Origin of the sequence: Shewanella sp. DNRA4, from assembly GCF_012843185.1 — a bacterium.
GTDB classification, from domain to species: Bacteria; Pseudomonadota; Gammaproteobacteria; order Enterobacterales; family Shewanellaceae; genus Shewanella; species Shewanella xiamenensis.
In genome coordinates, this window is record NZ_JABAIP010000019.1 from 46582 (window position 1) to 69896 (window position 23315).

A 23315-nucleotide genomic window follows, 5' to 3' on the forward strand; every position below is an offset into this window, starting at 1 on the left:
TCAATAACTGCGCTGACCGCTGTGACGATAAAGTGAGCCACTATGTCCTTGATCTTGCTACTGACCCAACAGATGTCACTTTATTTAGTGATTGTTTATTTAGTCAGTAAAACACCTCTTTTTAAACTGTTTGCAGAAACATCACCGCGCCTACCTCATAAAATATTTATTTATCTGGTTTTTTCTAGCTTTTGTATCATGGCGACCTATTTTGGTGAGCAAACTTCAGGGGCCATTGCCAATACTCGCGCCATGGGTGCCGTGCTAGGCGGTTTACTCGGCGGTCCTGTCACCGGATTTTTAGTCGGATTCACTGGCGGTTTACACCGCTACAGCATGGGTGGCTTTACCGATTTAGCCTGCGCGATTTCAACCACTCTCGAAGGACTCTCCGCGGGAATGATCAGTTTTTACCTACGCCGCGCGGGTAAAAGTGAACTTATCTACAATCCTCTCTTAGTCTGTTTGGTGACCTTTTACGCCGAAATGATGCAAATGAGCATTATTTTGCTGATTGCACGCCCGTTTGATGCCGCATGGGAATTAGTGCGGCAGATAGCTCCGCCTATGCTGTTGGTTAATTCCATTGGCGCAGCGCTGTTTATGAGCATGATCCGCGACCAAAAAACCATGTTTGACAAGCTCTCCTCTAGTTTCTCAACCAAGGCGCTTAAAATTGCCGAGCGCAGTGTTGGGCTGCTTTCTAAGGGGTTTAACGAAGAAAGCAGCGGCAAGGTCGCGCAAATTGTCATTGAAGAAACCAATGTGGGTGCTGTTGCCATTACGGACAGAGAAAAACTTTTGGCCTTTATCGGTATTGGTGCCGACCATCATATCCCTGGAACACCGATTTCCTCAAAAATCACTCTTGAGGCCATAAACCAAAACAAGGTGATGTTCGCCGATGGGGTGGAGATGCCCTATTCCTGCTCGATTTCGAGCCAGTGTAAACTCGGTTCGAGCCTTGTGATCCCACTTCGCAGTGACACCGAAGTCATTGGCACCATCAAGTTATACGAGCCAAAAAATAAACTATTTTTGAACATTAATCGCACCTTAGGGGAAGGGATTGCTCGGCTATTGTCGAACCAGATCCTCTACGGCCGTTTTGAACAGCAGCAAAACCTGCTCACCCAAGCGGAATTAAAATTACTGCAAGCTCAAGTGAATCCACACTTTTTATTCAACGCTCTCAATACCATCAGTGCGATTATTAAGCGCGATCCCGATATGTCGAAGCAACTGTTGCAGCAGTTGTCACAATTTTTGCGGATCAATTTAAAACGTACAACGGGTTTAGTGACACTCGGGGATGAGCTCGATCACATAGCGTCTTATCTCACCATTGAGAAAGCGAGATTTATTGATAAATTACAGGTCAACATTGCTATACCTGAATCACTTTACCACTGTAAAGTGCCTGCATTTACCCTACAACCCATCATTGAGAATGCGGTAAAACATGGCACCTCCCATATGATTGAGCAAGGACAAATCAAGGTCACGGGACGCATGGATGACCATATATTAGCCCTTGAGGTGACAGATAACGCTGGCCTTTATCAACCCTCAATCGATTCTGAGGGATTGGGGATGAATTTAGTTCATAAACGGATACAAAATCTGTTTGGCGAACAGTATGGCATCCAAGTTGAATGCAAACCGGATGAATACACCAAGGTGACCATCCGCTTACCCATAGAACAGACGGAAACTAGCACGTGATCACTTGTTTGATTGTCGATGATGAATTGTTTGCTCGCGAGGAGCTTGCGGATTTGCTCGGCCAAGAAGCCGACATTGAAATTATTGGCCAATGCAGCAACGCCATAGAAGCATTGCAAACCATTGCCAAAGAAAAGCCTCAATTAGTTTTTCTCGACATCCAAATGCCACGTATTTCAGGCATGGAACTGATTGCTATGCTCGATCCCGACACCTTACCTAAAATCGTGTTTGTCACTGCATTTGATGAATTTGCCGTCAAAGCCTTTGATAATCATGCCTTTGATTATTTACTTAAGCCAATAGATGCCGATCGACTCAGCCAAACCCTAAAACGTGTTCGTAAGGACCTCACTCCGCAAGCCGTTAATCTGATCGCGCCTCGATGCCTCGAGCACCTACCCTGTTACAGCGGTAGTAAATTAAAAGTGATCCCCATTCAAGATGTTGAGTATGTTTTTAGTGATTTAAGCGGTATTCATGTCGCCTGTATCAAGGGCAAAGTCCATACCCAACTTACCCTTAAAGTGCTGGAAGAAAAAACACCGCTAGTGCGTTGCCATCGCCAATATCTGATTTCACCCAAAGCCATTGCCGAAATAGAGCTGCTCGATACTGGCGCCGAAGTCACGACTCTGCTTGGCGACAAAGTGCCCGTTTCTCGCCGTTATTTAAAAAGTCTTAAGCAATTGTTCGGCTTTCAATAGCCCCATTGTTAACCACTGATGCTCATATCCTAACCGCTCGGGGCGTTTAATACTTATGAATGACATACGTATGCAACCGCTCGCCCCATTCTATTGCCGCTGAGTCAGCATTATCGACCTCTCACCCAGTTAACCCTGTTTTATGTAAACAACTTGTTTACACTCTGCACAACTCAAAATGGGGAGATAACTAAAATGATGTGGTTCCTACTCTGTGTCGGTCTATTGATCGGCGGCTACTTTATCTACGGTACCTTTGTCGAAAAGGTATTTGGTATCAACGAAAAACGTCAGACACCGGCTTTTACCCAAACCGACGGTGTGGACTATGTGCCTATGTCGAAAGGCAAAGTGTACTTAATCCAATTATTGAATATCGCGGGTGTGGGTCCAATCTTCGGTCCAATCCTCGGGGCGCTCTACGGTCCTTCAGCGATGTTGTGGATTGTGATCGGCTGTATCTTCGGAGGAGCGGTGCACGATTACTTCTCCGGTATGTTGTCGGTCCGTAATGGTGGTCAATCTGTACCAAACCTTGCTGGTAAGTATTTAGGCAAAAGTGCCAAGCACTTTATGAATGTGTTTGCCATCATTCTATTATTGCTCGTAGGTGTGGTGTTTATCTCTGCGCCAGCAGGCCTGTTAGGCAAGCTAACGGGTTGGGATGTTAGCATTTTCGTTGCGATTATCTTCGTTTACTACCTGATTGCCACTGTTGTACCTGTCGATAAAATTATCGGCCGTTTATATCCTTTCTTTGGCGCGCTGTTGTTCTTCATGTCATTTGGTTTAGCCTTTGCGATTATGTTTTCTAGCGAACATACGCTACTGCCCAATGTGCAAGCGGGCGACTTCTTCCAAAACTTAAACCCTAAAGATATGCCATTATGGCCTGCGCTGTTTATCACCATCGCTTGTGGTGCGATTTCAGGCTTCCACGCTACGCAATCACCACTGATGGCACGTTGCGTTGAAAACGAAAAGAACGGTCGTTTTGTGTTCTTTGGTGCCATGATCGGTGAAGGTATCATCGCCCTACTCTGGTGTGCGATTGCACTGTCTTACTTCCACGGTGTTGAAGGATTAAGCACAGGCATGGCGGGTAACCCTGCAAACGTTGTATACGAAGCATCAACTGGTCTGTTAGGCGCAGTGGGTGGCTTTATGGCAATCCTTGGTGTGATCATTCTGCCAATTACTTCAGGCGATACGGCTTTCCGATCTGCTCGTCTGATTTTGGCTGAATTCTTTAACATGCCGCAGGTGGCTTTACCTAAACGTTTAGTGTTAGCTATTCCATTGTTTGTGATTGGTGGCTTACTGACTCAAGTCGACTTCGGCGTGATCTGGCGCTACTTCGGTGTGGCTAACCAAGCGACTGCTGTATTAATGCTCTGGACGGCCTCTGCTTACCTACTGCGTCACAATAAACTGCACTGGATCACCACCATTCCAGCCATGTTTATGACCACAGTGGTTATCACCTTCCTACTTAACTCTGCAACTTTAGGTGCAGGCTTACCGATGACCTTATCCACCATCGCAGGGACTGTTTCAACGCTTGTCATCACAGGCTTACTGATTGTGAAAACCAAAGGCAAAGGTGAAGTTGATAGCGACAGCGAATTACCCGATGAAGCTTAATTTCTAACAATATTGATATACAAAGCAAACGGGCACTGATGAGTGCCCGTTTTTTTATCTATGATTTTAGTCAATCGGTATAATACTGGTATAATCCGATTATTGTTCACGGTAATTTATACAAAATGACTCAAGAAAATAACCCATTACATGGCATCACACTCGAAGCCATAGTCACCCAACTGGTGGAACACTATGGTTGGGAAGAACTCGGCGCGCGCATCAAAATCCGTTGTTTTACTGAAGATCCGAGTATCAAATCGAGCCTGCGCTTTTTAAGAAAAACCGACTGGGCACGGGAAAAAGTAGAATATTTATATTTAAAAACCAATAAACTGCCGTTGCCCGCAGCGAAAACATCCAACGCACCAGCGAAGACATCGGCCAAAAAACCTGCAAAACCAGCACAGAAACCAGCTCAGGCAAGTACGGCTACATCGATAGCCGCAACAGATGGCCAGATTAATAGCCATATCTGGGGCAAGCGCGACTAAATTTCGCGTGAATATTCAAACGCATATTCACAAGAACAGATAAAAATGCGCGGAATAATTAATTCAATTATCCCGCGCATTATTTTTAAGCCGTCTATCAGCTAGATTAGCGCCAATCCAATATCCTTCGGTGGGCAACCTGATTGGCAAGAGCCCCCTGCTAATCAAGCCAACAGCTAAGAATAAGCGTTTAAGACTTCACCTATTGGCTACTTTGTCTGCGGATAAGTGACGCGATAGATTGCCCCTGCATAATCATCCGATACGAGTAAACTGCCATCGGCCAATTCAGCAAAGGCCACTGGGCGCCCAAAGGTTTGCTCATCCTGCATAAAGCCGGTTAAAAATGGGGTGTATTTGACCACCTTGCCTTGCTCTATCGTCGCCACGGCCACTTTATAACCCGCTTTTTTAGTACGATTCCACGAACCATGCTCAGCCACAAACAACTGCTGTTGATAATCGCTAGGGAACTGTTTACCAAGATAAAAATGAATGCCCAGAGGCGCCACGTGAGCCCCTAAGGAGAGCGCAGGAGCGGTGTATTTGGCTGGATCTTTACCTTGGCCAAACTCAGGGTCAATAATCGTACCTGCATGCACATAGGGAAAACCAAAATGTTCACCCAAGTAACTGACCTTATTGATTTCGCAGGGAGGAATATCATCGCCCATCATGTCGCGGCCATTATCGCTAAACCAAAGAGTTTGAGTGCCAGGCTGAAAATCAAACCCGACCGAATTACGAACCCCTTGGGCAATGGTGGTTAATTTTTTAGTCTCAAGATTGAGTGAGAAAATGCGCCCATAGCGTTCATTCTCCGCGCACACATTACAAGGCACGCCTACAGGAATGATTAACTCGCCAGTCGGTGAAACCCCTAGTACTTTCCAGCCATGGTGGGTTTCAGTTGGAAACCAATCGAAGACCACCTCAAATGTTGGTGAGTTTAAGTGGTTATCAATATCCTTGAAGCGAATGATGCGCTCCACTTCTGAGACATAGAGGTCGCCATCTTTGATCACCACACCTGATGGTAGCTTTAGTCCCGAGGCAACTAGGATTTTCTCATCGACAACACCGTCCTGATTACGGTCGATAAGGGCATAAACATTCCCGGCCTTCATCGAACCCGCATAGACAATGCCTTTTTCGGATACGGCAATTTCGCGCACATTGTCAACATTATCTGCAAATAAGTTCAGGTTAAAGCCTTCTGCAACGGTCAGTTTATCTAAAATATTTTTAGCCATCACAGGCACACTTATTCCACTCAAAGCCAAAAATGCAGCGCATGTTATTTGTAGTTTACGAGCCATATCTTTCATATCCTTATCAGTCAAAAAGTGAACGACCTTAACCATTAATCCCCTAACCTATCCTAGATACGCCTTTTGTATCAAATAGGATGCTTAACACTTAAGTTTTTTATCTCAAGGCCGATAATTCGATAAATAACCTTCAGGTACTTATGGAGCCTATCGTGAACATTAATGGATTAAACACGACCGCAAATAGCAGCGCCTTCAAATCTGTTTCCAGCGCTTATATCACCACTACGCCAACAGCTAGCTCAGCTTCTGAGAATTCGTCGGCAGAGACCGGCACGCAAGAAACGGTCAATATATCCAATGCCGGAAGACAAGCTCTCGCTACCGAAGTAGGCGCTTCTCTCAGAGGTCAAACCGCGGAAAAACGGCAACAGACGGAAAGTGCTGAGAATGAAGAACCCAAATCTATCATCGACGAACAAATTAAGCGTCTGAAAGAGCAAATCAAAGCTTTGCAGGAGATGCTCACGAAACTGGAAGGGGATGATTCCGAGGCCGCAGCTCAGCAACGTAAGCTATTGCAGGAACAAATTATGCAACTCGGTAACCAAATTGCCGTGTTAATGGACCAGAAAATGCGCGATGCACAAAAAAACGCAGGCTAAGCTGAGTACAGAATCATTTTCAATCTTGGTAGCTGTGAACTAGATTGGGAAACTAAACAATAAACGCCAAATATTTAACCCGTCACCGGTTCGATAACTGATGCCAATTCTATCTATGCCGAGGAGATCGCCGCCCAAAGGCTTAGAAAATGCCAGTGTGGCACCAAACTCATAGCTTCCGGAGACTATGGTTTCATCTTCAGCATCTTGGCTAAAATCCAGCTCGTTGAAGTACCAATAACCGACCGCAAATAATCTAGGTTGCATTTGGATATTCAACCATTGCCAGCGCGGCGAAAGGCCAATATCTACCCCAGTTTGCAATACCGCAAATTGGTCGGTTAATTTTCCTACCCGTTCACTGTAGCCCGCAAACCTTAACCTCGATACCCAGACGCTGTCTTCACCCGCGAGACTAAAATCATACAAGGTGCTTACACCTGAGGCTAAAATCGCCACATTCGCATCGGTCTCAAAATTTGTCCCAAAGCCCACATCCAAATAGGCTTCCATCCGCGTATTTGCCGTTGCCTGCCAATGGTGCTCAATGCCGGGCGTTATCGTCATGGTGCCAACTGACGATGGCAATTCGCCGTCGGTGATGTCTTTGGCTAAGTAGTCAAAAAAACCGAAGGATAAGGGTAAACGCAGCCAAGTCTGACTACTATCATCCTTCAAAAAATCAAAGTTTAACGGAATACTAACGACGGTGGCATTTTGCTCAGCAGCTCGATATACCCCTGTGCCAAGGTAACTGCCAAAGGCATAAACAGAGTTAGGATTATTTTTCCCATCAATCGGCGTTTCAGGGCTAATCTTCGAAAACGCTTGGGAAGATTGGGGGGCAAATGCTGCAATATCTTGCGGGTGACTGGAGTTGGAAACAGGCTCTGTCGACGCCAACAGCGGGAAAACAATCCCCATTGATAGCGCCGAAATGGAGCAGAGGTTGACGATAAACCGACTAAAAATGATATTCAATTTACGCAAACAGATCCTAATTTGCAGCCTAATCGGTAAATTTATTGCACTAAGAACTACTGTTCATCCGTAAAATGATACTCAGACATCATATGCCCAAGCTCAGTGGACTTAGTCTTTAAGTAAGCCTCATTATAGCGATTTTTACCGACTTGTAAGGGTACGCGCTCAACCACTTCGATGCCGATTTCTTTCATCGCTTTGACTTTGCGAGGGTTATTGGTCATTAAGCGTACATGCTTTACGCCAATCTGCTCAAGCATAGGCTGGATCAAATCATATTTACGCATGTCCGCAGGGAAACCTAACTGTTCATTCGCCTCAACCGTATTGGCGCCTTTATCCTGCAACTCATAGGCACGGATCTTGTTTAGCAGACCAATACCACGACCTTCCTGACGCAAATATAAGATAAACCCACTGCCAGTCTCGGCAATGTTTTGCATCGCGGTTTGCAGCTGGAATCCACAGTCACAGCGTAAGCTGAATAAGGCATCGCCCGTGAGACACTCAGAGTGAATACGGCCTAAAACAGGAGCATCGCTACTTAGGGTGCCAAATGTGAGGGCAACATGCTCTTTACCGGTTTCGGTATCTTCAAAACCGTGCATGGCAAAAACGCCCCAGGGAGTGGGTAATTTTGACGTCGCGACATATTTTATCGACATGACTTAACCTTAACGACAACTCTCATTCCATGAGACGGAAGGAACATCCATAAACAAAACAATGATTAGGTACTTAGCCTACGGCGCACCTATTCTAAAGTGTTTTCAGCAATCACGAAATACTTTAGTAATTTAATCAACTACAAAACTAAGCTATTAACTGCGTGACTCATTTAGCTCAATGGGTAATTTGTCGAGCCAAGGCGCTGCAAAATAGATAAGTGTTCTATTTTGCAACTCATTGAATAACTTAGCAATGTAGCTTAAAATTTTGCTGGTGCAAAACCTGTTACTTCAGTCAAGCCCATTTCACGCCCTAAAGCAGTCATAGGGTGCACAACAACTAAGCCTTTTACTGACTTTTTCAGTTGACCCATATCGGCTTGCTCGGCTTTGGTAAGGGCACGATGAAATGGCAAGTGCTGAATATCCACCCCTTGCTTTTGTAATAAACGCGACTGCTGCGTTTTTACGCTATTGATTTGCTTAGTAACAGCCTCAATCTCGCGTTTAAACTGCGCCACGATGACAACATCGCCACGTTGCTCTGCCGCCGCCAGTTTACGACGAAACTTATCTAACTTATCGTTTAGCTGCTGCAGTTCTTGCTTTAAATTCATTATGTTACCTTAAATTACTTTAGCGAATCCCAGTCGATATTGACCTAATCTTTGGCCTGTTTGTCTGGGTCACTGTGTCAAGGTGTGGGATTATAACAGCAAGTTAGCGATCCTCGTTACCGCTTTTATAAGAAACGGATCACCTGATTACTGCTACCCCGATATGGAAGGCTCGGAACTGCAAGATTTTGCTCGAATTTGCCATCCACCAGCACATCTACATATTCCAGCACCGCACGCTGCTTATCGCTCAATTCATTCCATACATAGCCCGTCCACAGCCAAATATCTTTACCGGGACATTCAGCTTTGACGCGCTTAACAAGCGCCAAAATCCCCTCAAGATTGGCGGGTAAAAGTGGATCGCCGCCAGAGAGTGATAAGCCACGGCGAACGATCCGCGTATCCTGCAAATCGGCGATGATATTATCTTCCATTGCCTTATCAAATAAATGGCCAGAGCGCACATCCCAAGTACTTTGATTATAGCAACCACGGCATTGGTGCTCACAGCCTGAAACAAATAAGGTGGCCCGAGTGCCTGGGCCGTTGACCACATCAACGGGATAATATTGCTGATAGTTCATTGTATAAGTCCAATACGAAATACAAGGAGCGCCAGACTGGCTAAAAATCAAAGCACAGTCCCATGCTAAGCGACTGTGCTGATATCAGTGTAACAAACACAACAAGGCAAAAATGTTACAAGTGTTTGATCCTACGCTTCACTTCTTCTTGCTTACCATGGTTGAACGGTCTGGCATCGGGACTACCTAAGTAACCACACACACGGCGCGTAACAGACACTCGACTTGGCTCATGGTTGCCGCATTTAGGGCAAGTAAATCCTTTACTAGTACAGCTAAATTCGCCGGTAAAACCACAATCATAACATTCGTCAATCGGCGTGTTAGTACCGTAGTAAGGTACACGGCTATAGCTGTAATCCCAGACATTTTCGAGAGCTTCGATATTGTGCTGCATATTAGGATATTCGCCGTAGCAAATAAAACCACCATTGGCGATGGCGGGATATGGCTGCTCAAAATCGATTTTATCGTAAGGATTCACGTGCTTTTCCACATCTAAATGGAAGCTATTGGTGTAATAGCCCTTATCGGTTACCCCCGCAACCACACCAAACTGGCGCGCATCGAGCTTACAAAAACGACTGCAGAGACTCTCACTTGGGGTGCTATAAAGGCTGAATCCATAACCCGTTTCGGCCTTCCATGCGTCGGTAGCCGCTTTAAGGTGCGCAACAATCGCCACCGCTTTTTCACGAAGCTTAGCATCATCAAACACATGGGTTTCAGTGCCATAGAGCGCATTAATGGTTTCATGTAAACCGATATAACCTAATGAAATTGATGCCCGACCATTTTTAAAGATTTGGGCGATATCATCATCGGCACGCAAGCGCACGCCACAGGCACCTTCCATATACAAAATCGGCGCAACTCTGGCTTTCACTCCGTTTAACCGTTCGATACGCGTATCTAATGCGCGGCGGGCAAGTAATAGCCGCTCATCCAGAATACGGTAGAACTCAGCCTCATCGCCATTCGCTTCTAGCGCAACACGTGGCAAGTTTAAGCTAACAACGCCAAGGTTATTGCGGCCTTCATGGACGAGTTCACCATTTTCTTTATAGGAACCTAAAAAGCTGCGGCAACCCATAGGGGTTTTAAACGAACCCGTCACTTTTTCCACTTGCTCATAGTTCAAAATATCTGGATACATGCGCATACTGGCGCATTTAAGGGCCATTTGTTTTACATCGTAATTGCAATCACCGACTTTGTGGTTAATACCATCACGGATGGCAAACACCAATTTAGGGAACACCGCTGTTTTACGATTTTTACCTAACCCCGCCATGCGTACTTTCAGCATCGATTGTTGAATTAAACGCGACTCCCACGAAGTACCTAGACCGAAACCAAAGGTCACAAACGGGGTTTGTCCATTAGCGGTATGTAAGGTATTCACCTCATATTCAAGGGATTGGAAAGCATCGTGGCATTCTTTTTCAGTCTGAGCAGTGGCATAGGCTTTAGCATCTTTAATCTGCCAGTTCAGTGCCACTTGATAATGTTTGTCATAACTCTTGGCCACAAAAGGCGCTAACACTTCATCAATACGATTAATCGTGGTGCCGCCATAGATATGGCTTGCCACTTGGGCAATAATTTGCGCCGTCACGGCCGTAGCGGTAGAGATCGATTTTGGGGTCTCAATTTCGGCATTGCCCATCTTAAAGCCATGGGTCAACATGCCCGCCAAATCAATCAACATACAGTTAAACATCGGGAAAAAGGGCGAGTAATCAAGATCGTGATAGTGGATCTCACCGATTTCGTGCGCAGCCACCACATCCTTAGGCAGAATATGGCTCTTGGCATAATGTTTAGCCACGATGCCCGCCAGCAGATCCCGTTGAGTTGGGATAACTTTAGAGTCTTTATTGGCGTTTTCATTTAACAGTGCGGCATTGCTCTGTTCGACTAAACCACGGATTTCAAGATTGAGCTTACTGGTAGCATCGCGGCAAATGTCTCTGTCGTGACGATATTCAATGTAGACCCGTGCCAATGATTTATAAGGGCCTTCCATCAATAGGTTTTCAACCGCATCCTGTAGATGGTGGATTTCAACTTCTGCCATATTCGCCACTCGTTCTCTCACACAAGCGGCTACCGTCGCGGCATAATCTGCGTCCTCTATCCCAACCGAGTTTGCAGCAGCGACCACTGCATCTCTTATCCTTGTTTCATCAAAAGGTGTGCGGCAACCATCCCGCTTGATCACGACTGGCATTGTTTAATTCCTCTCCATCCCGATTAAAATTAACACTATATATAGTGATTAAATAATCTATCAACACAATATGTAGGCAATTAAGCGGCATCGACACCTAAAATTCCATGATCCAGATCATGATTTATCGGATGGATAAAAAGAACAAATAAGAACTGCTGCCAAACCCAATGATCTCAGTTTTAGGCCTTGACCTTGATGCTAAAGCAAGATAGTAGACGCAGGAAATGGCGCTAATAATGACAAAAGACTCTGACCCAAAAGCCAAAGTCTATTGTTTTTGAAAGAATATTGTAAATAAGACTAGCGCTTAGCTAAGGCAAGATAACTGCTCAATTGTCCCAACGCCGATTGCTGCATCCCCATGGATGAAGCCACCTGCATCGTTGATTTAAGTCCCTGCCATAACTGTTTTTGACTATCGCTCATGGTGGGGTTGCTATTCAAATAATCCGTTAATTGACCAAACACTTTAGTCGCCTTTTGTGCCAGCACTGGCGACTGGGCATCATCCATGTTTTTTAACACATTTTTAGCATCTACTAACGTGTTGATCATCGGGCTATTAGGCGATTTTTCAGCCAAAGACTTTAGCTCATCATCGATAAAATCCTGCAAAGACTGCTTATTGGTACTTTGGCTTGGCAAACTAATGCCGTTTTGCGAGAGCCGTTCCACCTGTGCATCGGAAAGAATACCGTCTTTTTGTAACCGCGAGACTAAAGCGGGTATCTCAGCCACACTAAATTTGCCATCAGCAAAAAAGTCTTTCGACATGGCCTGAATTTTTTGTGCTCGCAGTGCCCGTGGTGACAGCGCTATCTCCTCACCCGGTTTAGTATCAACCTTAGGGGGTTCTTTGGCTGAGGAGTTTGACTCCGTACTCGATTCAGTTTTACCTGTCTCCGTCTTTTTGCTATTCAGGCCATAAGCTTCAGCAGCACTGCTACGATTTAGATTAAGGGCATTTAAAAGAGAATTCATCGTCAATAATTCGGCGTCTAATACTGATTAATGGTTTTAAAGCAAAAACTAAGCCAATCAAGCAGTAAGTAGTGTCATATCGTAATTAACAGATAAATTCATCCTGACATTTTTAGCCTTTCCAGATCGCCGCTTCAATTAAATGTGCCACTTTTGCCACGGCAGCTTCACCTGCTGCAATGGCTTCAGCTGCTCGGTGGAACTCCATGGTGCCGATATTAGCCACTTCGGGTACAACACAGATATCGGGAGGGTCACCCATTAAACGCGCCCGTTTATGCCGCTGCTCTAAAATACTCATCGACTGGGACATCACCGCAATCATACCGGGATTAGATTTAGTCCCTAGGGAAAACTTATCGGTTAAGCTACCGACATATTCTCGTCCGCGGGCGAATAAATCCATAAAACCCGTTTCTTGGCGCGCAGGCATTTGGGTTTCATCTTTAGGTGCCCGATGGCTGGTCATATTAACGGGTAAAACTTGTAATCGACCGGTATGAAAACCTTGTAAATCAACGGCAATGACAATATCTACCCCCATAGCACGGCTCACCGAAACGGGGACAGGATTAACAACTGCACCATCCACTAACCAACGCTCACCTTGACGGACAGGCGCTAATATCCCAGGCATAGAGCAAGAGGCCCGTACGGCTTGGCGTAAATCACCATGGCGAAACCAGATTTCCTGACCTGAATAAAGATCCGTGGCAATGGCCGCAAAGGGACGCTCTAAATCCTCGATATTGATATCACCAATCCGCGATTGCAGTACATCGAATACTTTTTCGCCGCCAATTAGCCCACCTTTACGCCAACGAATGTCCATCAGTCCCAACACATCCCAACTAGAGAAGCTGCGCACCCACTCTTCAAGTTCCGCTAAATGATTATGAGCATAAGCAGCGCCAACAAGGGCGCCGATTGAGCATCCAGCGACCTTATCGGGTTTAATTCCCATGGCGGCAAGCCCATTGAGTACGCCAATATGTGCCCAACCTTTGGCTGCACCACTGCCTAAGGCAATACCGATCGTCGGAGTTGTCCCCTTACTCATAATAAATTCCCTTAATAAATCGATGATTTAAAGAAGCGCTATGACGTGAAAAAGCTAAATTCCAGCCAAAGTGTTGTCAATCATTAGACAACATAAACCGTTATGCTAGCCAGTCATTAGATACATTTATATGGTTTACGCTCGGCCTTATCCCCTTGGGCAGAGAGTAACCACATCGTCGCTTGATATCCTGTAAGTTCATAGCCAATTTGGCTAAACATAGCACTCGGGACAAATATCGAGCGTGACACAAGCCAAGCAAATAAGTGGCTATTTAGATGATTACGCAAGATTATGCCCAATCAAGATAGCTGACCATAGTGATTTAGCGCTATAATCTGCCCTCACTCAGATTTAGGGGATATACCTTTGCAGTTTACTGATTTTTCTCTGGACCAGCGTCTGTTACAAAGCTTAAAGCATATGGGGATTGCAACCCCAACCGCCATCCAGGAACAAGCATTACCTATCGCATTGGCAGGTAAAGATTTAATGGCATCATCAAAGACTGGGTCAGGTAAGACCTTGGCATTTTTGCTGCCCGCATTGCAAAGGGTTATCTCCACCCGCGCCCTCAGTAAGCGCGACCCTAGAGTATTGATTTTATTACCGACCCGCGAATTAGCCCATCAGGTGTACAGTCAGTTACGCTTATTGGTGGCCAATACCCAATATAAAGCGATTAGTGTATTGGGCGGTGAAAACTTTAACGATCAGGCTAAAGCGCTGGCAAAAGAGCCGCATTTTATTGTTGCAACGCCAGGGCGAATCGCTGATCACTTAGAACAAAAAAACTTATTCCTCAATGGATTAGAGTTGTTAGTTTTGGACGAAGCCGACCGTATGTTGGATTTAGGCTTTGCGCCACAGTTAAAAGCTATCAACGAGGCGGCCGATCATAAACGTCGTCAGACCTTAATGTTCTCAGCAACCTTAGATCATAGTGAAATCAATGATATCGCGGCGGCATTACTTAAAAATCCATTACATGTGGCAATCGGCACGGCCCACAGTGAACATCAGGATATTTCGCAGCGAATTTATCTGTGTGATCATTTAGATCATAAAGAAGCCCTGCTCAGTCGTTTACTGACGGATGAGCCGCACAAGCAAGTGATTATTTTTACCGCCACCCGTGCCGATACAGAGCGGTTAGCCGCTAAGCTCTCGGCTCAAGGTTTTGCAACCGCCGCCTTAAGTGGCGAGTTAAAACAAACGGCACGTAACCAGATCATGGACCAATTTGCCCGTGGTCAGCAGCAAATATTGGTGACCACAGATGTGGCATCCCGTGGTTTAGACTTACTGAATGTATCCTTAGTCATTAACTTCGATATGCCCAAATTTGCCGAAGAATATGTTCATCGCATTGGCCGCACTGGCCGCGCGGGCGCCAAAGGTGACGCAATCTCCTTAGTTGGTCCTAAGGATTGGGATAACTTTAAAAAAGTACAACTTTTCTTAAGAAAAACTTTTGAGATCAGTGTAATTAAGGGGCTTGAAGCTAAATTTAGTGGTTTAAAAGCTAAGCCAAAGTCCGTCGCGACTAAAGGTGTAGTAAAGGCAAACACCAAAGCCAAATCTAAACCTATGTCGCACCTTGTTAAAGCAGCGCCATCCCGTGATAAACGCTTTATCACGGGTATTGATGTCGGTGATGCGCCAATGCGCAAAAAACCTGCGGCACAACTGCTACAAGATAATGACGACGAGATCTAAAAATAACGCAAAAGATAGCTCAAGTCCGTGAAACTTGAGCGCTAAAAATGAGTGACTCGCGGGAGCAATTCTTCCGGCGATACATAAGTAATTTGAAATAGTTAAAGGTGTAACATGCGAATTTGTGGTGTTGAATTAAAAGGTGGCGAAGCCATCATCAGTCTGCTCAGTTACGAAGGTGAAACCTTCAACGTACCCAGCTGCCGTAAAGTGTCTTTTAGCATTGCACAGTCGGCATCGACGGAGGCAATTCGTGAGTTTCACTTTGCTTTCCATAAGTTGATGGAAGATTACAAGATCGATGAAATTGTAATTATTGAGCGTGAGCAAAAAGGCAAACTGGCTGGTTCTGCTACTAGCTTCAAACTCGAAGCCGCAATTCAATTAGGCGAGCTGCCTGTAACCTTGCTATCTCCAGTGGCGATCAAGGAACAAAATAAGCGCAATCCACCTCAGGTAGACTTTGATAGCTTAGATCTGAAACGCTTCCAACAACCCGCCTTTGAGGCTGCCTACGCTCAGCAAAATCGCCATATTTTTGGTAAAGCTTAAGTGCTCTTGCTTGGCGCTATCACTTAGCGCCAAGCCACTTAGATATCGCAAGAATCATGCAAAACCTAAAATATGTCAGTGGTTATAGCCTAGATATCCAACGCCAAGTTGAACAGCTTTTACAAAGTGGCAAGCTTGGGGAAGTATTGCTTCGCCGTCATCCGCACATTCATCATATCCGCAGTGATAAAGCCCTTTACGACTATACCCAAGGGATAAAAAATCAGTTTTTACGCCAATCCTCTCCCCTATCGAAAGTGATCTTTGATGACAAAATTAGCATGAGTCATCATGCACTTGGCTTACATTCCTACGTCTCTAGAGTGCAAGGTAACAAAATCAAAGCGAAGAATGAAATTCGTATCTCTTCTCGCTTAAAACGTGTACCTGAACCTTTGTTACGAATGGTAGTGGTGCACGAACTCGCCCACCTAAAAGAGAAGGATCACAATAAAGCTTTTTATAATCTGTGTACTTATATGGAACCAGATTACCACCAATTTGAATTTGATCTGCGCTTACTGCTGACCTGTATTGATGCCAATCAATCCCCTTATATCGCGCACTCAATAGACTCAGTTTGAGTACTTATTTTTATTGCCCCAAGAGTTGACTGATAATAGTTTTCATTTAGAATAATCATGTATTATCTGTAACGTACTTAGGCTGTATGAAAACGCAAAATATTGGTAGAAAGCTAGAAAAATGGTGTAAGAAACAAGCCAAGAAACTGCAAAAGCAACAGGCAACATTATCCAATGCAGCATCAGTTAACTATGCAGCAAAATCATCTTTCTCAGCGGAGCCAATAAAACAGACTACTGCAACCAAAAGTAAAAAAGCACAACGCAAGCACTTAAATCAATTATTGGCTGAGTATATTGCCAAACAACACATTCAAGATCTTGATAAAGCCGCACGTAAGCAGCAATTAAAATTAGCCAAAGCGCATTTTAATGCCGCAAATGATGCACAATTTTTATCCATTGCAGCCATCAAACGCATTTCCCCCTTACCGACAGAGCGAAGCTTTGCACTTCGTCCTTATAAAAAGTCTCCCTGTGGAGGATGTCCTGCATTAAAGGGGCGTCTATGTAAATGTGCGTTAAAAGCGATGCAGAAACGCCAGGCAAGTTAATATTGTTTATCGATCTTGATTAAATAAATTTGAAGATATCTCAAAGTAAGAGTGGTTAGATATTTTCTGCTAGCTATCTTCGCTATTCACACCTCATTCAATCAATACCTGTACGCTCACTAAAGCCTAAAGTGGCTCGATTTATTATTTTAAATACCGATAACAAGGGCGAAATTTAATCAAATTTAAGCAAGCCGTCTTATCCAAGCATATGCAGCCAAACAACAAACCCAACAAAAAGCCTGACAAATACACCACTCAAATCATTTAGTTGCTGAGGCACATTCAATAGAAATAAAAACGCCGATGAATCAGTATTCATCGGCGTTTTTATACTCAGAACGGGACAAACGAAAAGGAATTAACCTAAATTCATCAACGACTGACGACTATTGACCATATTCGTAAAGCTACGCAATTCTTGGTTTGCTAATTGGCTTGCCATAGGAATATCGGCTTTCATTGGATCGACGGGTTTACCGTTCACATGGAATTCATAATGTAAATGCGGACCAGTTGAACGCCCAGTATTACCAGATAAAGCAATCACTTGGCCACGGGTGACTCTCTGGCCTTTACGCACTAATGCCTTTGAAAGGTGTAAATAACGGGTGCTATATTTACCACCATGTTCAATCACAATATATTTACCGGCAAATTGGTGATCCGTTACTAAACTCACCACGCCATCACCAGGCGCTATAACCTTAGTACCAATAGGGACAGAAAAATCAGTACCATTATGGGGGGAAATACGGCCAGTGATCGGATGTTTACGAGCAGGGTTAAAACGAGAACTCATGCGAGGCTGTTTAGCCAATGGAATACGCTGGAAAGCACGCACTAAACTGCGCCCTTTTGCATCATAATAACTGCCATCAGTATGCTGAAAGGCACTGATTTCTGAACGCCCAGTTTTAATGCTAACGCCTAATATTTGGCTGCTACCGGTTGCTTCACCTTCAACATATTGATCATTTACCAAAACAGAAAATTTATCTCCTGCATGTAAATCCCGTGCAAAATTCACTTTTTCTTTGAGTAAATCTTCAATCCGCTGAATATCAGCTGCCGCTAAGCCCATTTTTTGAGCCGATACGTAAAATGAGCCTTTAATATCACCAGTAATAATGCGGTTTTGCCAAACGCCTTCAACGTTAATTTCTTCAACGTTGAAGCTACCATCTTCATAACGAGTAAATACAACTTGACGTGCGGCGTTAAAATAAAGCTCTAACTTTTGCAGTTGGCCATCATTATCGAGCCAAAACTGAATCCGGTTCCCAGGCAGTAAGGTATCGAGTGCCAAAATATTTAAATCGGCCTCTAGTACTTTATACATCGTTAGCTGGTCAACACCCGCCTTAGAGAATAAAGCGCTTAGAGTATCACCGGAGGCAATAACACGCTCAAAATCAGGGCTATTGTCAATAACAGTGGTAGAGTCAACAGGCTCAGAAACTTGCGGTAAAACAGTTTCAATGTCGAGAGCTACGGGAATTCGTTGTGCTGTGGGTACGACATGATTAGCATTCGGCATTAACATCGCCGCACCGATCAATAAACCACCTACGAGGAGAATATTTTTATGGGCTGAAGATAAATTCTGCAAACGAATTTGCGGAAAATTAGCCAAATTGGGTTTGCCTGTCTGCAACGCTTTCACCTTTTGTTATCGTTTTTGCGTTATATTTTTGAACCAGTCCCGCCTAGGGAAGCCCGAATTTTCCCAACTTATCCCAAAAAACCGATTATGACAAACGCTATTTTGCACTTTAACAGCACTATTTCCCAAAAACATGCGTCAGTTGGCACTTTAAATCAATTGTGCGTTCTGTATCCAGATGTTAAACAGCACAAAATAACGTCTTCCATCACAATAAAAACAATAAGTTAAATAAACAATTAATCCCTTTAACTGACACTAAGGCAAAATCACCTTGATTTCGCTCCCATGGGAGGTTTTCAACAGATCTATTCGAGTGTTTATCTGCTCTTTCATCTCAGAAACATGAGATATCACGCCGATCATCCTACCCGCAGATTGCAAATCCATTAAGGTACGGATGGCAAGTTCAAGGGAATCCTGATCTAGGCTGCCAAAACCTTCGTCGATAAATAACGTATCAAGTTTTATCCCACCGGCGTAGGCTTGCACCACGTCTGATAAACCCAGCGCCATAGATAAAGCTGCCATAAAACTCTCCCCACCACTTAAGGTCGCCACGGGGCGCACTTTTGCGGTGTAAGCATCTTCGACTTCAAGCTCAAGCCCTGATGCCTTATTTCCCTTCGCTCTGTCTTCTTTACGCAGTAATCGATAACGACCTTTACTCATCAGGTGTAATCTCTGAGTTGCTGCGAGTAAAACATCATCGAGTAATACGCTTAATACAAAACGTTGCAGAGAAATCTTGTTGCCGGTATTGCCATTGGCCACATCGGCCAAGGTGCCAATAATGGCGTATTCACCCTCAAGGGCTTTCGCTTTTTGATCGACAATACTGAGCTGTATTTGAGTTTGTTTAAGCAAAGAGAACCGTGTATTAAGTTGGCTCCATGTAGCTTCAGCGAGATTAAGTTGTTGGTGCTTTTCTGCAAGCATGGCTTCTAGGGCATCAAGGTCGGGCACGCTGACATCACTAAGCTCAGTTCTTAGCTGATCAAGCTGTGATTGATTTAAGGCGCACTGTCGATGATAGGTTTCAATACGCTCGCCCAACGCTTGAATTTGTTCATCGGCTAATAATGCCGCCCTTAATGCGTCCCTATCAGTAAAACCCGCTAAATGCAGTTGTGAGTTAAGGTCACCATCGGCCAAAGCCTGCTGCTCATCTGCGCTATGGCAGCGTTGTATCGCCGCCTCTAGCGCCGTTTGCGCCGCCACACAATGCTCAGATGCCTGCTTTAGTGAGTTTCTAAGAGCATGAATCTGCTCACGAGTCTTCTCAAGCTGCCGTTGATTATCATTAATCGCTTGATTTAACGCAGTAAGCGAGCGGTATTCGTTAGGGATCCGAAGCGCTTTTTCCGCTAATTGACCGGATAGACGCGCCACTTCACCTTCTTGTTGATGATACCGCTCACGCTCAAGCTCTAATTGTTGCGTCAATACTAACTCTTGCTGCTGCAACGCTTTGATTTGCTTCTGTAACTGCTGTAATGCTTGGGTGGCGACTTCAGCTTGTTTTGCTTGGCGTGTTAATTCCTCAAGCCGATGGACATGCGATTCAAGTGGTAACTCAACCGTATCCCCCAGCGAGGAGGCCAGTTCATTTGCCTGCGACTGCTGTGCTTCTAACTGTTTTTGTAGCCCCCGATACTCTGCCCTCGCTTTGCTGAGCTGTTCGAGTGCATTCACCTCGGCATCCTGCGCAGCTTGCAGCTGTGCGTCCGTTGGTAAATGATCATGACTGGTTGCAGGATGAGGATGCTCGATACTGCCGCAAACTGGGCAGGGTTCATCGAGTTTGAGTTCCCTCGCTAAAATGGCTGCTTGACCTTGAAACCAACTGAGCTGTAAAGACTTATAGTCACTTAGCGCTGCCTGATGCTGCGCGCTCAGCGTCTTTCCTTGTAATCCTGCTTGTACAAGCGCCTCTTCGGTTTGTGCAACTTTGGCGCAAATTTGTTGCCATTGTTTGAACAACTCAAGTAAGTGGCGCTGTTGCTGCAAGGCTTGTGCGGTCGCGAGTTGACGCTCACTTTGCTGTTGTAATGCTGGCAATTGACTTTCATAGGTGCTGCGCTGATCAACTAAGCTTACAAGCGCCGTCTTAGTCTCTTGCCCCTGCTCTTTGGTTTGTTGCAGTATCTCTTTTGCCTGCGATAAAGCTTGTTCAAGGCTAGAAAATTCTGCCAACTGCGGTACTAACGTGCTGAGTTGATTATGTTGTTGATCAAAATCGCGCAGCTGTTGTTCAAGGGGAATAAGTTCCTGCGCTTCGATCTCAGCTTTGGCAAGCGCAAGCTTTGCCGCTTCAAGTACCATCTGGGCATGGCTGCGCTGATCATTAGCAATTGTCGCTTCCTGCTCCCTCGATAACGCATTATCCAATAAGGGCTTAAGACGCTGCGCTTGTTTTGCCACATTCAGGCGAGCCGTTTGCGCTGCAATATCAGCTTGCTGTTCATGAAGCAAAGTGGCTTGGGATTCTAATTCACTTAAACGAGTAAATTCAGCAAACCGTTGCTGCGCACTGTCATGCTGTTTTAACGCCTGTAGATGGGCCGCCGTGCTACGTTCTTTCGCGGCGATAGCGGCCGCCAATTCGGGTTCTATTCGACTAAATTCAGCGGCAAGCTCGTCGTCACTCGCTAGCTCCGCGGTTTGTAGAATGCCATCGCGACGCGCACGCTGCTCTTTAACCAAGCCGCGGATATCGGCCGCCTTCGCCTTTAAGATATCTTCAATACGTTTATAGATATGGGTTTGAAATAATTGACTAAAAATTTGCTCACGCGCCTTGGAGTCAGCCATGAGTAATTCACGAAACTTCCCCTGTGGCAGCACCATAACCTGACGAAATTGTTCTACGTCTAAGCCCGTTAACGCTTCAATTTCAGCCGTTGCATCTGAGACTTTACTGGCGACTAATAGGGTTTCAGTACCATCGGGAGCGATCTTAAACAGCTGCGCCTCGCTCTTTTGGACTGTCGACCCCTCGCCATTCTTTTTGAGTCTGTCCTGTTCGGGCACTCGGCGAATACGATAAGCGGTGTTACCCAATTTAAAACTAAAGGTCACCTCAGTAAGCAGATTATCATCGGCCATATCGCAGCGCATTTGGCTGCCTTCACGCTCATTGCCGGTGGTTTTTCCATACAACGCAAAGCAGATACCATCGAGCAGAGTCGTTTTACCCGCGCCAGTTGGCCCGTTGATCAAAAATAACGGATTATCACCAAGTTCAGTAAAATCAATGGTCTGAGTCGACGCAAACGGGCCAAAAGCCGACATGGAAAGTTGTAGTGGCTTCATTCTGCCTGCTCCTCTTTTACGTCACGATGTGTTTCGCTGCGTTCAAGTTCGTCTCGATGAAGCTGGGTTAGGATATCCTCCATCACCGCCTGCTGCGCCGGCGTTAATTCATCCCCCGAGACTTGGGCAAAAAAGTCACGGAACATGGCCATTTCACCTTTTTTTATATGATCTCGATTGAGCACCACCGCCTGATCGCCCGCCATCAATCCGGTGCGTTCTAAATGCAGCACATTGGGATAAACACTGCGCAGTTTGCCCATGGCATCTAAAATGGCGTGTTTATCGAGCAGACGCACCATTAAATAATCCTCACGCTTGGCATCGGTTTTCCCTACTGCTAATAAATGTGCCAATTCACCTTCAATTATCCGCACATCACGTAGCGCAGTTAAGGGTAAGAGTTGGATTTGAGCGGGAGATTGCGCAGCGATATCCACTAAGGTGACAGACTTATGCTGGTGTTGCTCACTAAAGGAATATTTTAGGATTGAGCCTGAGTAGCGCACCTGTTCGCAGCCTTTGTATTGCGGACCATGTAAATGCCCTAGAGCGACATAGTCAAACTCACTAAACAGCCGTGGGGAAATTTTATCCGCGCCGCCGATACTTAATGGCCGTTCAGATTCAGACTCGCTGCCACCATCCAAAAAGCAATGACTCACCACCACTTTAGGTAAACCTTGGCTATCATGGGAGCGAACCTGTTCTAGCAATAACGCCATCGCCTCTTCATGGCTCGATACGCTAAGGCCTTTGGCATCGGTTTCAAAAACTTGGCGCACGGTAGCAGGTTCAGCGTAAGGCAGCGGATAAAAGTAAGCGTCGCCACTGGCACTGGTTAAACGAGTAGGCACTAATTCGGCCTGTAGCGGCCCAATAATATGTAAACCACTGGCAGCCATTTGTTTAGCAGCAAATCCCAAACGCTCATGGCCATCGTGATTGCCAGCAATCATCAGCACTTGTATACCCAATTGGTTAATAAGGCGATTAAGCACATCATTAAGCAAAGCGACGGCACTGGCGGGTGGAATCGATCTATCGTAGATATCCCCCGCAATAATCACCGCATCAACACTGTGCTGCTGCGCCAATGCAACAATTTGATCAAGTACATAGGCCTGATCATCCAGTAATGATTGATTATGTAACTGACGGCCAATATGCCAGTCTGAGGTGTGAATAAATCGCATTATTACTAAACCTTAATGGATGCTAAGCCAACGCTATGGCGCGGGATGCTTGTCGTTAAGTTATTTGTCAAAGCTGCTTGTCGGATAACC

Annotated in this window: 20 protein-coding genes; 9 read left to right on the forward strand and 11 right to left on the reverse strand. The window is 45.2% G+C overall.

The annotated features are described in order from the left end of the window. Nucleotides 1–42: 42 nt before the first annotated feature. The 4 genes from HG547_RS18575 to HG547_RS18590 all read left to right on the forward strand — a co-directional run bounded on the left by HG547_RS18575 (nucleotide 43) and on the right by HG547_RS18590 (nucleotide 4570). Nucleotides 43–1725, forward strand: coding sequence for a sensor histidine kinase (locus HG547_RS18575; protein ID WP_037419617.1), 1683 nt, complete (start codon nucleotides 43–45; stop codon nucleotides 1723–1725). Next, the gene (gene btsR / locus HG547_RS18580) at nucleotides 1722–2432 is read left to right on the forward strand and encodes a two-component system response regulator BtsR (protein WP_037419615.1); all 711 of its coding nucleotides are present in this window, start codon (nucleotides 1722–1724) and stop codon (nucleotides 2430–2432) included. The genes HG547_RS18575 and btsR overlap by 4 nt, the downstream gene beginning before the upstream one ends. 195 nt (nucleotides 2433–2627) lie before the next feature. Then, nucleotides 2628–4076 carry a carbon starvation protein A gene (locus HG547_RS18585; protein ID WP_037419613.1) on the forward strand — a complete coding sequence of 483 codons (1449 nt, stop codon included), beginning with the start codon at nucleotides 2628–2630 and terminating at the stop codon, nucleotides 4074–4076. 125 nt (nucleotides 4077–4201) lie between these two features. Continuing rightward, the gene (locus tag HG547_RS18590) at nucleotides 4202–4570 is read left to right on the forward strand and encodes a VF530 family protein (RefSeq protein WP_169548692.1); all 369 of its coding nucleotides are present in this window, start codon (nucleotides 4202–4204) and stop codon (nucleotides 4568–4570) included. A 209-nt stretch (nucleotides 4571–4779) separates the two neighbouring features. On the opposite strand, the gene HG547_RS18595 is transcribed toward HG547_RS18590, so the two are convergent. Further along, nucleotides 4780–5889 carry a PQQ-dependent sugar dehydrogenase gene (locus HG547_RS18595; RefSeq protein ID WP_211164719.1) on the reverse strand — a complete coding sequence of 370 codons (1110 nt, stop codon included), beginning with the start codon at nucleotides 5887–5889 and terminating at the stop codon, nucleotides 4780–4782. 164 nt (nucleotides 5890–6053) lie between these two features. On the opposite strand from HG547_RS18595, the gene HG547_RS18600 reads away from it, so the two are divergent. After that, a complete protein-coding gene (locus tag HG547_RS18600) occupies nucleotides 6054–6506 on the forward strand; it encodes a FlxA-like family protein (RefSeq protein ID WP_047537480.1) in 453 nt (150 codons plus the stop codon). Between the two features lie 39 nt (nucleotides 6507–6545). Here the strand turns inward: HG547_RS18600 and HG547_RS18605 are convergent, their stop codons facing one another. The 7 genes from HG547_RS18605 to rssA all read right to left on the reverse strand — a co-directional run bounded on the left by HG547_RS18605 (nucleotide 6546) and on the right by rssA (nucleotide 13639). Continuing rightward, the gene (locus HG547_RS18605; protein ID WP_169548701.1) at nucleotides 6546–7430 is read right to left on the reverse strand and encodes a hypothetical protein; all 885 of its coding nucleotides are present in this window, start codon (nucleotides 7428–7430) and stop codon (nucleotides 6546–6548) included. Nucleotides 7431–7543: 113 nt separating this feature from the next. Beyond that, entirely contained in the window at nucleotides 7544–8155 is a 612-nt protein-coding gene (ribA, locus tag HG547_RS18610) for a GTP cyclohydrolase II (protein ID WP_169548693.1), read from the reverse strand. A gap of 263 nt (nucleotides 8156–8418) precedes the next feature. Beyond that, nucleotides 8419–8775 (reverse strand): YibL family ribosome-associated protein, encoded by a 357-nt coding sequence (locus HG547_RS18615; RefSeq protein WP_037419602.1) that lies wholly within the window; start codon nucleotides 8773–8775, stop codon nucleotides 8419–8421. 125 nt (nucleotides 8776–8900) lie between these two features. Then, nucleotides 8901–9362 (reverse strand): anaerobic ribonucleoside-triphosphate reductase-activating protein, encoded by a 462-nt coding sequence (gene nrdG / locus HG547_RS18620; RefSeq protein ID WP_169548694.1) that lies wholly within the window; start codon nucleotides 9360–9362, stop codon nucleotides 8901–8903. 115 nt (nucleotides 9363–9477) lie between these two features. Further along, a complete protein-coding gene (nrdD, locus tag HG547_RS18625) occupies nucleotides 9478–11595 on the reverse strand; it encodes an anaerobic ribonucleoside-triphosphate reductase (protein WP_037419596.1) in 2118 nt (705 codons plus the stop codon). A gap of 303 nt (nucleotides 11596–11898) precedes the next feature. Continuing rightward, nucleotides 11899–12579 carry a hypothetical protein gene (locus HG547_RS18630; RefSeq protein ID WP_069455187.1) on the reverse strand — a complete coding sequence of 227 codons (681 nt, stop codon included), beginning with the start codon at nucleotides 12577–12579 and terminating at the stop codon, nucleotides 11899–11901. Nucleotides 12580–12691: 112 nt separating this feature from the next. After that, nucleotides 12692–13639, reverse strand: a complete 948-nt coding sequence (rssA, locus tag HG547_RS18635) for a patatin-like phospholipase RssA (protein WP_037419588.1) — start codon at nucleotides 13637–13639, stop codon at nucleotides 12692–12694. Between the two features lie 369 nt (nucleotides 13640–14008). Here rssA and HG547_RS18640 point away from each other — a divergent pair, with 369 nt between their 5' ends. The 4 genes from HG547_RS18640 (at nucleotide 14009) to HG547_RS18655 (ending at nucleotide 17048) form a co-directional block, all read left to right on the forward strand. After that, nucleotides 14009–15358, forward strand: a complete 1350-nt coding sequence (locus HG547_RS18640; RefSeq protein ID WP_169548695.1) for a DEAD/DEAH box helicase — start codon at nucleotides 14009–14011, stop codon at nucleotides 15356–15358. Between the two features lie 114 nt (nucleotides 15359–15472). Then, the gene (locus HG547_RS18645) at nucleotides 15473–15910 is read left to right on the forward strand and encodes a DUF3010 family protein (RefSeq protein WP_037419582.1); all 438 of its coding nucleotides are present in this window, start codon (nucleotides 15473–15475) and stop codon (nucleotides 15908–15910) included. Nucleotides 15911–15966: 56 nt separating this feature from the next. Next, nucleotides 15967–16494, forward strand: a complete 528-nt coding sequence (locus HG547_RS18650; protein ID WP_037427302.1) for a M48 family metallopeptidase — start codon at nucleotides 15967–15969, stop codon at nucleotides 16492–16494. A gap of 86 nt (nucleotides 16495–16580) precedes the next feature. Next, nucleotides 16581–17048, forward strand: a complete 468-nt coding sequence (locus tag HG547_RS18655; protein ID WP_144376453.1) for a hypothetical protein — start codon at nucleotides 16581–16583, stop codon at nucleotides 17046–17048. 361 nt (nucleotides 17049–17409) lie between these two features. Here the strand turns inward: HG547_RS18655 and HG547_RS18660 are convergent, their stop codons facing one another. From HG547_RS18660 to HG547_RS18670, 3 genes are all read right to left on the reverse strand, one after another. Then, nucleotides 17410–18705: a peptidoglycan DD-metalloendopeptidase family protein gene (locus tag HG547_RS18660; protein WP_169548702.1), complete on the reverse strand. Its 1296-nt coding sequence runs from the start codon at nucleotides 18703–18705 to the stop codon at nucleotides 17410–17412. Between the two features lie 267 nt (nucleotides 18706–18972). Next, complete coding sequence (locus HG547_RS18665; protein WP_169548696.1) at nucleotides 18973–22029, reverse strand: SMC family ATPase; 3057 nt, start codon at nucleotides 22027–22029, stop codon at nucleotides 18973–18975. Then, nucleotides 22026–23225, reverse strand: coding sequence for an exonuclease SbcCD subunit D (locus tag HG547_RS18670; RefSeq protein ID WP_037419570.1), 1200 nt, complete (start codon nucleotides 23223–23225; stop codon nucleotides 22026–22028). Before HG547_RS18670 ends, HG547_RS18665 begins: the two co-directional genes overlap by 4 nt. Between the last annotated feature and the right edge of the window lie 90 nt (nucleotides 23226–23315).